Genomic DNA, 11,540 nt, shown 5'->3' with positions numbered 1-11,540 from the left:
AGCGCTTCGCACTCCAGCGGGAGCAAGCTCCCTCGCCACAGTAAGCTTCCTCACCACAGACAAGCCCCCTCGCCACAAAATCAGCTTTCCATCATCAAGAAGGAATATTTGATGCGCATCATCCTCTTCAGCAGCCAGACCTACGACCGCGACAGCTTTCTCGCCCAACCGCTGCCCGAAGGCATGCAGCTGCAATTCCAGCCGGCCCGGCTGAACCTCGACACCGTGGCCCTGGCCGAACACCACGAAGTGGTCTGCGCCTTTATCAACGATGACCTCAGCGCTCCGGTGCTCGAGCAGTTGGCCAGCGGCGGCACCCGCCTGATCGCCCTGCGTTCCGCCGGCTACAACCATGTCGACCTGCCCGCCGCCAAGCGCCTGGGCCTGACCATCGTGCGGGTGCCGGCCTACTCGCCCCATGCGGTGGCCGAACATGCGGTCGCGTTGATCCTGGCCCTCAATCGCCGCCTGCACCGCGCCTACAACCGTACCCGCGACGGTGACTTCAGCCTGCACGGCCTGACCGGTTTCGACCTGGTAGGCAAGACCGTCGGCGTGGTCGGCACCGGGCAGATCGGCGCCACATTCGCCAAGATCATGGCCGGGTTCGGCTGCCGGCTGCTGGCCTACGACCCCTACCCCAATCCGCAGGTCGAAGCCCTCGGCGCCCGGTATGTGAGCCTGCCGCAGTTGCTGGGCGAGTCACAGGTCATCAGCCTGCATTGCCCGCTGACGGCGGACAGCAAACACCTGATCAACGCCCAAAGCCTCGCCCATATGCAGCCCGGCGCGATGCTCATCAACACCGGGCGCGGCGGCCTGGTGGACACCCCGGCGCTGATCGACGCGCTCAAGGACGGCCAGCTCGGCTATCTGGGGCTGGATGTGTATGAAGAAGAGGCCCAGCTGTTTTTCGAAGACCGCTCGGACCTGCCCCTGCAAGACGACGTATTGGCGCGCCTGCTGACCTTCCCCAATGTGATCATCACCGCGCACCAGGCCTTCCTGACCCGCGAGGCGCTGGGGGCGATTGCCGGCACCACCCTGGCCAACATCGCGGCGTGGGCTGGCGGGCAGGCGCAAAACCTCGTCGAAGGATGATCAGCGGTCACATAGCCGCGCCATGATGGGTAGCGGCGCATGATAGGATGCCGCGCCTATTTGGAGGATCCATGGCCGAACACGATTTCCGCTTCAGCTTGCTGAGCCCGCAACACACCCTGATCGAATGCCGCGCCCTGGTGCCGGGCCGTTATCAAGTCACCGGCAACGGTGGCTCGATCAAGAACGGCGACGTTCTGATCGTCACCCTGCGCGGCAGCAAAACCCTGTCGATGCGCCTGACCGTCGAAGGCGATGCGCGCTACTCCATCCGCCCGGCGGGCCAGTGGGTCGCCATGGCCCAGGGGCCGAAATTCGGCGAACTGGAGATTCACACCTGGAAGGTCAACTGCGACAGCTGCGACAACGTGCTGGAGTTTGAATTCGCGGTGGAAACCAAGCTGACCAAGGAGCCGCTGCAACCGGCCGCCACTGCACGGGTTACCGAGTTGGGCTGGGCCACCCTGGGTGACAAGCACCGCTGCCCGAAATGCCAGCAGGCCGCGCAATGAAAGCCCTGCTGATGCTGGCCGTGCTGGGTGCAGGCCTTGCGGGCTGCGCCAGCGACGAGGTCAAGCTCAAGCAGGATCACAGCTACGTGGTGGAATGGATCGGTGAGCGGCCGCTGATGGATTACGCCCACCTGACCGTGACCCTCGGCGCCGATGGCCGGGCCTATGGCAATGGTGGCTGCAACCATTGGTTTGCGCCCTACACCCTGGACGGCGACAAGCTGAGCTTCGGCAAGGTCGGCAGCACCCGCAAACTCTGCGCCGAAGCGCTGATGGAGCAGGAGCACCGCTTCTTCCAGGCCCTGCAGGGCGTGCAGCGCTGGGACATTTCGCCGATCGAACAAACCCGCTTCTGGCCGGCGGATGGCAAGCCGTTGCGGTTGTGGCTGGAAGAAGGCTGATCTGTAAGGCGCAGCAGGTCTAAATGTGGGAGCGGGCTTGCTCGCGAAAGCGGTGGATCAGTCGATGTATCCGGTGACTGCCACACCGCATTCGCGAGCAAGCCCGCTCCCACATTTTTTATCCGCGCAACGCCTTGAGCTTGGCCAACACCCCTTCCGCCGTCTGCTCACCCATCAGTTGCTCACGCACCTTGCCCTTGTCATCGATGATGTAGGTCACCGGCAAGGCTTCACTGCGGGGAATGTCGAAGATCCCGTCCGGGTTCTGCGCCAGTACGGTGAACTTGATGCCCAACTTCTCGCTGGCGCTCTTGAGCTCTTCACCCTGGACGTTGTCGAAATTCACCCCGAACACCCCCACCGACTGGCCCTTGAGCTGTTCGGCCAAGGCGTTGAGTTCCGGGATTTCGGTACGGCACGGGCCACACCATTCGGCCCAGTAGTTAACCACCAGCCATTGCTTGTCCAGGCGCTCGGCGGCCACTTTCTGACCATATTGGTCAACGCCATAATCATTGCCACAGCCGCTGAGCAGCAGTGTGCCGATGATTGCCAATGCGCCTAACAGTCGCCTCGTCATGGGGTAATCCTTCGTAAAAATGAACGTTGGCTGCGGCCTATCGCCTCTCATGGTTTAAGGACGCGGCGCAGCGCGGGTAGAATACCCGCCACCTTACGCAAGATGCGACCCGCACATGACCGATCTGACGCTTTATCACAACCCGCGCTGCTCGAAATCCCGCGGTGCGCTCGAACTGCTGGAAGCCCGTGGCCTCACACCGACGGTGGTGCGCTACCTGGAAACCCCGCTCGACGCCGCGCAATTGCAGGCCCTGCTGGGCAAGCTGAACATCAGCGCGCGGCAACTGCTGCGTACCGGCGAGGACGAATATAAAACCCTCAACCTGGCTGACACCAGCCTCAGCGAAGCACAGTTGATCGCTGCCATCGCCGCTCATCCGAAACTGATGGAGCGTCCGATCCTCGCCACCGCCGACAAGGCCGTGATCGGCCGCCCACCGGAGAACATCCTGGAGCTGGTTTCGTGAGTGCGCCGTATGTGCTGGTGTTGTATTACAGCCGCAACGGTTCAGTCAGCGAAATGGCCCGGCAGATTGCCCGGGGCATCGAGCAAGCCGGGCTTGAGGCGCGGCTGCGCACCGTGCCGGCCATCTCCAGTGAATGCGAGGCCGTGGCGCCGGACATTCCGGTCGACGGCCCGCTGTACTGCAGCCTCGATGACCTGAAGAACTGCGCAGGCCTGGCGCTGGGCAGCCCGACCCGTTTCGGCAACATGGCCGCGCCGCTCAAGTACTTTCTCGACGGCACCAGCAACCTGTGGCTGACCGGCGCCCTGGTCGGCAAGCCGGCGGGTGTGTTCACCTCCACCGCCAGCCTGCACGGCGGCCAGGAGACCACGCTGATGTCGATGCTGCTGCCGCTGCTGCACCACGGCATGCTGATCACCGGACTGCCCTACAGTGAACAGGCGCTGCTCGACACCAAGGGCGGCGGTACGCCTTATGGCGCCAGCCACCATTCCGGTGCCGACGGCAAGCGTGCGCTGGATCAACACGAGATCGCCCTGTGCCGCGCCCTCGGCCTGCGCCTGGCGAAGACCGCTGCGCTACTGGAGAACGGCCGTGGCCAGGAAGCCTAAGCTACTGCCGCCCCAGGCCTGGCTGGAGCCACGGGTCAAGGCGATGCGGGCGTTGAGCCTGCTGGCGTTCCTGGGATTGGTGGGGCTGCTGTGTGCCTACTACCTGGCGTTCGCCGATCTGCATGGCGCGCGGCCGTGGGTGATTCTGCTGATCGAATTGGTGCCGCTGCTGTTGCTGGCGCCGGGGATGATCCTGGGCAGCGCGCGCGGGCATTCATGGATGTGCTTTGTGGTGAACCTGTATTTCATCAAGGGCGCGCTGGCGGCCTATGACCCGAACCGGCAGTGGTTTGGTGTGCTCGAGATGCTGGCGAGCCTGGCGATGTTCTGCACGGCGTTGATGTATGTGCGGTACCGGCATCAGCTGAATCGGCGGTTGGCGGGGGAAGGATTGCCTGCCTGATGCTTTTGTAGTGCCTGACCTGCCGCTATCGCAGGCAAGCCAGCTCCCACAGAGGAATGCATTCCAAGTGTGGGAGCTGGCTTGCCTGCGATGACATCAACCCGGTATCAATGATTCACGGTGTAAGCCAGCATCATCGACAACTGGCACATCGGCCGCCCGCTCTCGGCATGCCACTGGTTGAATGCGCCCTGCACCGTGGCCAGGTCCCGCAGGCTGGTGGGCACCTTGTCGACGATCTTCTGCGCATTCAGCGCCGCCACCACGTCATAGCTCGGCACGAACGTGTCCTTGCCCACCATCCGTAAAAAGCGCGGCGCCGAGAGCCCGCCCAACTGGTGGCCGTGCTTGCTCAGGTACTTCCACAGGCCGACGATATCGGTCACCGGCCAGTCGGCAATAAACCCGCCGAAGCTGCCTTTTTCCTTCTCGATATCCAGAATCATCTGCGCATTGCGCGGCACGCTCTTGAGCTTGCCCAGGTGACGGATGATGCGCGTGTCCTGCATCAGCCGCTCCAGGTGCTCGGCGCCCATGAGCACGACTTTTTCCGGGTCAAACCCAAAGAACACCTGCTCGAAGGCCGGCCACTTGGCGTCCACCACGCTGTGCTTCAGGCCGGCGCGAAACACCCGCAGCGACAAGGTCGACAAGTAGCGGTCATCGCTGATCTTGCGCAGTTTCGCCGGGGTCAGGGGCACAGGCAGGTGGGCTTCCAGCTCGGCCGCCGAACCAAACCGGTTCAGACAATATTCGTGCAGCCACTTGTAATCGCGCATGCCCTCTCCTAAGGATTGAAATGAAAACGGCGCCCAGGAGCGCCGTCTGTCAGAGCGGTGAAAACACTCAGAGGTTCACTACGTTGACGAAGCGCGACGCCGCACTTTCGTCGATACGCAAGCTGGTGAAGTCGAACAGGTTACGGTCGGCCAACTGCGACGGCTGCACGTTCTGCAGACTGCGGAAGATGCTGTCGACGCGGCCCGGGGTCTTGCGGTCCCAATCCTGGAGCATGTCCTTGACCACCTGGCGCTGCAGGTTTTCCTGGGAGCCGCAGAGGTTGCACGGGATGATCGGGAATTGCTTGAGGTCGGAGTAGGCCTGGATGTCCTTCTCATGGCAGTACGCCAGTGGGCGTATCACCACGTTGCGCCCGTCATCGGCCCGCAGCTTGGGCGGCATGGCCTTGAGGCTGCCGTTGAAGAACATGTTGAGGAAGAAGGTTTCGACGATGTCATCGCGGTGATGACCGAGGGCCATCTTGGTCGCGCCGATTTCGTCGGCAAACGTATAGAGCGTGCCACGGCGCAGGCGCGAGCACAGCGAGCAGGTGGTCTTGCCTTCCGGGACCAGCTCCTTGACCACCGAATAGGTGTCTTTCTCGACGATGTGGTACTCGATCCCCAATTCCTTGAGGTAGGCCGGCAGCACATGCTCGGGAAAACCCGGCTGCTTCTGGTCCATGTTCACGGCAACGATGTCGAACTTGATCGGCGCGACCTTTTGCAGGTGCATCAGCACGTCGAGCATGGTGTAGCTGTCCTTGCCGCCGGACAGGCAGACCATGACCTTGTCGCCCTCTTCGATCATATTGAAATCGGCGACTGCCTCGCCGACCAGGCGACGCAGGCGTTTTTGCAGTTTGTTCTGGTTGACCGTAAGAGTGCCCATGGCGCTTGGATCCGCGAAAGGTGTGTGACGAAAAGCCGGGTATTTTACCGGGATGGACGACCGAGTTCCAATGTGGGAGCGGGCTTGCTCGCGAACGCGAAGTGTCATTCGCCAGGTATTTAGCTGACCCACCGCATTCGCGAGCAAGCCCGCTCCCACAGTTGACCGCATTCCAATCAACAGACCCCGCCGCGATTAAGCCCAATGTTTACAGCGCAATTTGCTCTAAAGCCCCACACTTTTTCCGGTCATCACTTCCTATACTGCGACATAAGGTCGCACATATATCCAGACCTTTCAGGCCAATTGGCCCGTGGGCGCTCCGCTGGGGGGCGATGGTAATAACGACAGGAGTGACTGGCATGATCCATCACGTCGTGGGACTTTTCACCCACCCCGATCAGGAATGGCGGGAAATTCGTGGCGATAAAGAAGAAAGCATCGGCCACATGTACCTCACCCACACGCTGATTCTCGCGGCCATCCCCGCTGTCTCAGCCTTTATCGGTACCACTCAGGTGGGTTGGGTTATCGGCAGCCGCGCCCCGGTGATGCTGACGGTGGAAAGCGCGTTGTGGATGACCCTCATGTCCTACGCGGCGATGCTCGGCGGCGTGGCGGTGATGGGCGCGTTCATTCACTGGATGGCCCGCACCTATGACGCCAACCCCAGCATGGCGCGCTGCGTGGCGTTTGCCACCTACACCGCGACACCGCTGTTTATCGGCGGGCTGGCGGCGCTGTACCCGCATATGTGGCTGGGCATGGTGGTGGGCACGGCGGCCATTTGCTACACGGTGTATCTGCTGTACGTGGGGCTGCCGACCTTCATGAACATCCACCCGGACGAGGGCTTCCTGTTTTCCAGCTCGGTACTGGCGGTAGGCCTGGTGGTGCTGGTGGCGATCATGGCCTTTACCGTGATCGTCTGGGGGCTGGGCGTAGGCCCGATCTACACCAACTGACGCGGTTTACCCGCAGGAAAAGCCACCGCAAGGTGGCTTTGTGCGTTATGCATGACCATTCGGCGCCTGACAGATTCGGATACACCCTTGTTTGCGGCATACTGGACATCTCTGGAGATATGTACAGCATGCCCGAGCAACTCAATACCCGCGTCGAAGATTGTTTCCTGCAAGCCGAATCCTTTTTCAAACGAAGCTTCAAACGCCCCCAGGTCAGCCTCAAGCTGCGGGGCCAGAAGGCCGGTGTCGCGCATTTGCACGAGAACCTGCTGCGCTTCAACCCGCAGCTGTACCGTGAAAACAGCCAACACTTCCTTAAACAGACAGTCGCCCATGAAGTGGCGCACCTGATTGCCCACCAATTGTTCGGCGAGCGCATCCAGCCCCATGGCGAGGAATGGCAGTTGATCATGCGTGGGGTTTACGAACTGCCGCCGGACCGCTGCCACACCTATGAAATCCAGCGGCGGCGCGTCACGCGGTATATCTACCGCTGTCCGTGTGCCGACAGTGACTTCCCGTTTTCGCCCCAGCGTCACGGGTTGGTGGGCCAGGGGCGGCGGTATTTGTGCCGCAGGTGCCGGCAGACTTTGGTGTTTACCGGGGAAACCCGCGTCGAGTGAGGTTTGTGGTGCTTGTAAGGCCCTCTTCGCGAGCAAGCCCGCTCCCACATTTGATCGCATTCCAACGATGGAACTCGGTTGAATGTGGGAGCGGGCTTGCTCGCGAAGGGGCCGGCCCAGGCGCTACTGAATCACCTTGGCACGCCGCAAATCATCTATCTGCTGAGCACTGAAGCCCAACTCCGCCAACACCTCATCGCTGTGAGCGCCCACCGCCGCGCCTATGTGCCTGGCCGCCGGCAAGCCCTCGGAAAACTTCAGCGGGCAGGCCATTTGCGCCTGGCTGGAACCATCGCCCCGCGGCACCTGGCTGACCAGCTCCCGGGCTTTCAACTGCGGGTGTTCAACGGCCTCGCTCAGATTCAGCACCGGCTCGACACACGCATCAATCCCGGCAAACAGCTCACACAGCTCATCAAAGCTGCGTTTCTCGAACTCGACCTGCAGCGCCAGCTTGAGGGCTTTCTGCTGCTCGGGTTTGGGCGATAGGCCCATTGCCGCCAATTCAGGGCGGCCAAGGGCCGTACACAACTGCTGCATAAACGCCGGCTCCAGACTGCCCACCGACAACCAGCGTCCTTCCCGCGATCGGTAATAGTCATAGAAACTGCCGCCATTGAGCACTTGGTTCTCCCACGCCGGCTCCACGCCGCACGCCAGGTAACCGGCGCCGGCCATGGCATTCAGGCTGAAGGCGCAGTCGGTCATGCTCACGTCCAGGTATTGCCCCACCCCACTGTGCTGCCGGGCAATCACCGCCGCCAGCAAACCGATCACCGCGTGCAACGAGCCGCCCCCCACATCCGCCAACTGCACACCCAAGGGCAACGGCCCGCTGTCCTGGCGCCCGGTGTAGCTGGCAATGCCTGCCAGGGCCAGATAATTGATGTCATGGCCGGCGCGATCCTTGTAGGGGCCGGTCTGGCCGTAGCCGGTGATGGAGACGTAGATCAGCTTTGGGTTGATCGCCTTCAACGCCTCGTAACCCAGGCCCAGGCGCTCCATGACCCCGGGACGGAATTGCTCGAGGACGATGTCGTAGTCCGCCACCAGTTGCCGCACGATCGCCACCGCCTCGGCCTGTTTGAGGTCCAGGGCCAGGCTGCGTTTGTTGCGGTTCAGATAGGCATGGCTGGCCGACACGCCCTGGTCATGGGGCGGCAGTACTCGCAGCAGGTCCATGCGCGTGGGGGATTCGATGCGCAACACCTCGGCGCCCATGTCGGCCAGCAGCAACGAGGCGAACGGCCCCGGCAGCAAGGTGGAGAAATCCAGTACTTTGAGGGATGCCAAGGGACCTGACATGCGGACTCCGATTCCGATTCGATTGGCCACAGAGTAGGCAAACCCGGCGGTCGGCGGCAATCACATAAACCATCATCCGAAGTGACTGATGCTTCCCGAAGGCATAAAAAAACCCATCCGAAGATGGGTTTTTCACAAACGCTGCAGCCTTACTTGACGGCGGTTGGAGCCGGGCCTTCGGCCACGCCCAGGTCGTCTTCTTCACGGGTGTCGGAGATACCGCGACCACCGGAAGCCAGTTCGACTTTCAGCTTGTCTTCGTCCAGTTCCTTGACCCACTTGGCCACAACCAGGGTTGCAACAGCGTTGCCAACCAGGTTGGTCAGTGCGCGGGCTTCGGACATGAAGCGGTCGATACCCAGGATCAGCGCCAGGCCGGCAACCGGCAGGTGGCCAACAGCCGACAGGGTAGCGGCCAGTACGATGAAACCACTACCGGTCACGCCAGCAGCGCCCTTGGACGACAGCAGCAGTACCAGCAACAGGGTGATCTGGTGGGTGATGTCCATGTGGGTGTCAGTCGCCTGGGCGATGAACACGGCAGCCATGGTCAGGTAGATCGAAGTACCGTCCAGGTTGAAGGAGTAGCCAGTCGGGATAACCAGGCCGACTACCGACTTCTTGGCGCCCAGGCGTTCCATCTTGATCAGCATGCGTGGCAGTGCGGATTCGGACGAGGAAGTACCCAGTACGATCAGCAGTTCTTCACGGATGTAGCGGATCAGTTTCAGGACGCTGAAGCCGTGTGCGCGGCAGATGGCGCCCAATACCAGCACCACGAACAGGATGCAGGTGATGTAGAAGCAGATCATCAGCTGACCGAGCTGCACCAGCGAACCTACGCCGTAGGCACCGATGGTGAACGCCATGGCGCCCAGGGCACCGAGTGGCGCGAGCTTCATGATCATGTTGATGATGTTGAACATCACGTGGGCGAAACGATCGATGAAGTCCAGCACCGGCTTGCCGTAGGCACCCAGGCGGTGCAGGGCGAAACCGAAGATCACCGAGAACATCAGCACTTGCAGGATGTCACCGGTAGCGAACGCGCCAACGATAGTGTTCGGGATCACGTTCAGCAGGAAGCCAACGATGCTCTGGTCGGCACCGGCAGTCACGTAGGCCGCGACTTTGGAGGCGTCCAGGGTAGCCACGTCGATATGCATGCCGGCGCCCGGTTGCACGACGTTGACCACGACCAGGCCGATCAGCAGGGCGATGGTGGAGACGATTTCGAAGTACAGCAGCGCGTAGCCGCCGGTCTTGCCGACCGATTTCATGCTTTGCATGCCAGCGATGCCGCTGACAACGGTGCAGAAGATGATCGGGGCGATGACCATTTTGATCAGCTTGATAAAGCCGTCACCCAGTGGCTTGAGGGCCACGCCGGTCTGCGGGTAGAAGTGACCGAGCAAAATACCGATAACGATTGCAACGATCACCTGGAAATACAGGGATTTGTACAGTGGCTGACGAGTCGTCATTGCAAAGTTCCTCAATCGTCCCGTGTGGCAAATATCCGCCATTGCCCACGACACTTGAATTGCGAACCCTCCTGCACTGGAGGGATTTGTTGTTTGAGAGCCTGCTCGAGGCGGTCTCCCTGCGCTCTGTATCGCAAGCGTCGTGCCACTTCTGCTGAAACTCCCTGAAGGCCTTTAGACATCAGCGCTCGGGCGATTTCCAGCTTAAGGTTATGCCTACAGACAGTGGCGGATTTCCGCCTGCTCGCCTGATCTCGTCCTACAATTTGGCGGATATCCGCCTTGTTGCACCCGCCCGGGGTGGCTAACATCCGCCACTCAATGGACGAGGCCCCTCATGCGTGAACGAACCATCGCCAGTCACTACGCCCGAGCCGCCCTCGGCGGTGCCCGCCGGGCCGGCTACGATTATTCGGGCCTGCTGCAGCAGGTCGGCATCACTGCGGAACTGCTGAGCGAGCCCCGCGCCCGCATCGCCCCCGAGCAATTCACCCGGTTGTTGCAAATGCTGTGGCTGGCGCTGGATGACGAATACCTGGGCTTCGCCGAAGGCCCGAGCAAGCGCGGCACTTTCGCCATGATGTGCCACGCGCTGATTCACTGCCGCACCCTGGAGAAGGCTCTGGAACGCGGCTTATTATTTTATAGCCTATTCCCGCAGGGTCCGCGCTGGCGTCTGACACGTGAAGGAGAAATGGCCCGCCTGAGCCTGGACGATTCGCAGCTCTGGGACCCGGATCACTTCCTCAGCGAATGCCTGCTGGTGATCTGGCACCGCCTCGGCAGTTGGCTGATTGGCCAGCGCATCCGCCTGCACCAGGCCACCTTCAGCTACCCGACGCCGCCCCATGCCGGTGAGTACGACTTGCTGTTCCCCTGCCCGCAGGTATTCGCGGCACCCACCAGCAGCCTGGTGTTCCCCAGCCGCTACCTGAGCCTGCCGTTGTTGCAGGACGAGCGCACCCTCAAGCATTTCCTCGAACGCTCCCCGGCCGACCTGCTGTCGCGGCCGGATGAAGGCGACAGCCTGAGCAGCCAGTTGCGCCGCTTATTGAGCCGCGACCGCACGCCCTGGCCCGACCTCGAAGCCGTCGCCCAGCACCTGCATATCAGCCCGCAGACCCTGCGTCGGCATTTGCGGGAGGAAGGCACCAGCTTTCAGGCGCTCAAGGATGAGTTGCGCCGGGACATTGCGATCTATCATTTGGGGCGGGCGGATTTGTCGCTGCAGGAGATCGCCGAGCAGCTGGGGTTTTCCGAACCGTCGGCGTTTCATCGGGCGTTCAAGAAGTGGACCGGGCTGACGCCGGGGGCCTATAGAGCACAAGAAACCTAGGTGTGTATTGATGCGACTGGCCTCTTCGCGAGCAAGCCCGCTCCCACATTTGACCGAGTTCCACCTTGGGAATGCCATC

At 61.7% G+C, this 11,540-nt stretch carries 14 protein-coding genes; 9 read left to right on the top strand and 5 right to left on the bottom strand.

Going from position 1 to position 11,540, the window contains the following annotated elements; genetic code table 11:
• Window positions 1–111 precede the first annotated feature (111 nt).
• From HX786_RS19820 to HX786_RS19810, 3 genes are all read left to right on the top strand, one after another.
• Window positions 112–1,101: a 2-hydroxyacid dehydrogenase gene (locus HX786_RS19820; RefSeq protein WP_177041364.1), complete on the top strand. Its 990-nt coding sequence runs from the start codon at window positions 112–114 to the stop codon at window positions 1,099–1,101.
• A 71-nt stretch (window positions 1,102–1,172) separates the two neighbouring features.
• Complete coding sequence (locus tag HX786_RS19815) at window positions 1,173–1,613, top strand: hypothetical protein (protein ID WP_004371378.1); 441 nt, start codon at window positions 1,173–1,175, stop codon at window positions 1,611–1,613.
• Entirely contained in the window at window positions 1,610–2,014 is a 405-nt protein-coding gene (locus HX786_RS19810; RefSeq protein WP_004371380.1) for an META domain-containing protein, read from the top strand. Before HX786_RS19815 ends, HX786_RS19810 begins: the two co-directional genes overlap by 4 nt.
• Window positions 2,015–2,132: 118 nt before the next feature.
• On the opposite strand, the gene HX786_RS19805 is transcribed toward HX786_RS19810, so the two are convergent.
• Window positions 2,133–2,594, bottom strand: a complete 462-nt coding sequence (locus HX786_RS19805) for a TlpA disulfide reductase family protein (RefSeq protein ID WP_004371382.1) — start codon at window positions 2,592–2,594, stop codon at window positions 2,133–2,135.
• 115 nt (window positions 2,595–2,709) lie between these two features.
• Between HX786_RS19805 and arsC the strand changes: the two genes are divergently transcribed.
• The 3 genes from arsC to HX786_RS19790 are packed head-to-tail and all read left to right on the top strand — an operon-like array spanning window position 2,710 to window position 4,077.
• Complete coding sequence (arsC, locus tag HX786_RS19800; protein WP_004371385.1) at window positions 2,710–3,063, top strand: arsenate reductase (glutaredoxin); 354 nt, start codon at window positions 2,710–2,712, stop codon at window positions 3,061–3,063.
• On the top strand, window positions 3,060–3,674 hold the full coding sequence (wrbA, locus tag HX786_RS19795) for an NAD(P)H:quinone oxidoreductase (protein WP_004371390.1): 615 nt from the start codon (window positions 3,060–3,062) through the stop codon (window positions 3,672–3,674). The genes arsC and wrbA overlap by 4 nt, the downstream gene beginning before the upstream one ends.
• Complete coding sequence (locus HX786_RS19790) at window positions 3,658–4,077, top strand: DUF2069 domain-containing protein (RefSeq protein ID WP_178912497.1); 420 nt, start codon at window positions 3,658–3,660, stop codon at window positions 4,075–4,077. Before wrbA ends, HX786_RS19790 begins: the two co-directional genes overlap by 17 nt.
• Window positions 4,078–4,184: 107 nt before the next feature.
• Here the strand turns inward: HX786_RS19790 and HX786_RS19785 are convergent, their stop codons facing one another.
• A complete protein-coding gene (locus HX786_RS19785; protein WP_004371396.1) occupies window positions 4,185–4,856 on the bottom strand; it encodes a DNA-3-methyladenine glycosylase I in 672 nt (223 codons plus the stop codon).
• A gap of 67 nt (window positions 4,857–4,923) precedes the next feature.
• Window positions 4,924–5,748, bottom strand: coding sequence for a tRNA 2-thiocytidine(32) synthetase TtcA (gene ttcA, locus HX786_RS19780; RefSeq protein ID WP_178912496.1), 825 nt, complete (start codon window positions 5,746–5,748; stop codon window positions 4,924–4,926).
• Window positions 5,749–6,110: 362 nt separating this feature from the next.
• Between ttcA and HX786_RS19775 the strand changes: the two genes are divergently transcribed.
• Together HX786_RS19775 and HX786_RS19770 are read left to right on the top strand one after the other, a co-directional pair.
• Window positions 6,111–6,713 carry a Yip1 family protein gene (locus HX786_RS19775; RefSeq protein WP_004371402.1) on the top strand — a complete coding sequence of 201 codons (603 nt, stop codon included), beginning with the start codon at window positions 6,111–6,113 and terminating at the stop codon, window positions 6,711–6,713.
• A gap of 128 nt (window positions 6,714–6,841) precedes the next feature.
• Window positions 6,842–7,336, top strand: coding sequence for a SprT family zinc-dependent metalloprotease (locus HX786_RS19770; protein ID WP_004371405.1), 495 nt, complete (start codon window positions 6,842–6,844; stop codon window positions 7,334–7,336).
• Window positions 7,337–7,459: 123 nt separating this feature from the next.
• Here the strand turns inward: HX786_RS19770 and HX786_RS19765 are convergent, their stop codons facing one another.
• Together HX786_RS19765 and HX786_RS19760 are read right to left on the bottom strand one after the other, a co-directional pair.
• Window positions 7,460–8,641 (bottom strand): CaiB/BaiF CoA-transferase family protein, encoded by a 1,182-nt coding sequence (locus HX786_RS19765; protein WP_177019555.1) that lies wholly within the window; start codon window positions 8,639–8,641, stop codon window positions 7,460–7,462.
• A 149-nt stretch (window positions 8,642–8,790) separates the two neighbouring features.
• The gene (locus HX786_RS19760) at window positions 8,791–10,125 is read right to left on the bottom strand and encodes a dicarboxylate/amino acid:cation symporter (protein WP_008435307.1); all 1,335 of its coding nucleotides are present in this window, start codon (window positions 10,123–10,125) and stop codon (window positions 8,791–8,793) included.
• Between the two features lie 337 nt (window positions 10,126–10,462).
• On the opposite strand from HX786_RS19760, the gene HX786_RS19755 reads away from it, so the two are divergent.
• On the top strand, window positions 10,463–11,461 hold the full coding sequence (locus tag HX786_RS19755; RefSeq protein WP_178912495.1) for an AraC family transcriptional regulator: 999 nt from the start codon (window positions 10,463–10,465) through the stop codon (window positions 11,459–11,461).
• The last annotated feature ends 79 nt before the right edge of the window (window positions 11,462–11,540 follow it).

It is taken from the genome of Pseudomonas sp. 21615526, from assembly GCF_013386245.1.
Lineage (GTDB): Bacteria > Pseudomonadota > Gammaproteobacteria > Pseudomonadales > Pseudomonadaceae > Aquipseudomonas.
This window is presented reverse-complemented; position numbering and strand designations above follow the sequence as displayed.

Coding starts and splice junctions, on each gene's coding strand:
- HX786_RS19820 (WP_177041364.1), top strand. CDS start 112: ATGCGCATCATCCTCTTCAGCAGCCAGACCTACGACCGCGACAGCTTT.
- HX786_RS19775 (WP_004371402.1), top strand. CDS start 6,111: ATGATCCATCACGTCGTGGGACTTTTCACCCACCCCGATCAGGAATGG.
- HX786_RS19785 (WP_004371396.1), bottom strand. CDS start 4,856: ATGCGCGATTACAAGTGGCTGCACGAATATTGTCTGAACCGGTTTGGT.
- HX786_RS19765 (WP_177019555.1), bottom strand. CDS start 8,641: ATGTCAGGTCCCTTGGCATCCCTCAAAGTACTGGATTTCTCCACCTTG.
- HX786_RS19815 (WP_004371378.1), top strand. CDS start 1,173: ATGGCCGAACACGATTTCCGCTTCAGCTTGCTGAGCCCGCAACACACC.
- HX786_RS19770 (WP_004371405.1), top strand. CDS start 6,842: ATGCCCGAGCAACTCAATACCCGCGTCGAAGATTGTTTCCTGCAAGCC.
- arsC (WP_004371385.1), top strand. CDS start 2,710: ATGACCGATCTGACGCTTTATCACAACCCGCGCTGCTCGAAATCCCGC.
- HX786_RS19805 (WP_004371382.1), bottom strand. CDS start 2,594: ATGACGAGGCGACTGTTAGGCGCATTGGCAATCATCGGCACACTGCTG.
- ttcA (WP_178912496.1), bottom strand. CDS start 5,748: ATGGGCACTCTTACGGTCAACCAGAACAAACTGCAAAAACGCCTGCGT.
- HX786_RS19810 (WP_004371380.1), top strand. CDS start 1,610: ATGAAAGCCCTGCTGATGCTGGCCGTGCTGGGTGCAGGCCTTGCGGGC.
- HX786_RS19755 (WP_178912495.1), top strand. CDS start 10,463: ATGCGTGAACGAACCATCGCCAGTCACTACGCCCGAGCCGCCCTCGGC.
- HX786_RS19760 (WP_008435307.1), bottom strand. CDS start 10,125: ATGACGACTCGTCAGCCACTGTACAAATCCCTGTATTTCCAGGTGATC.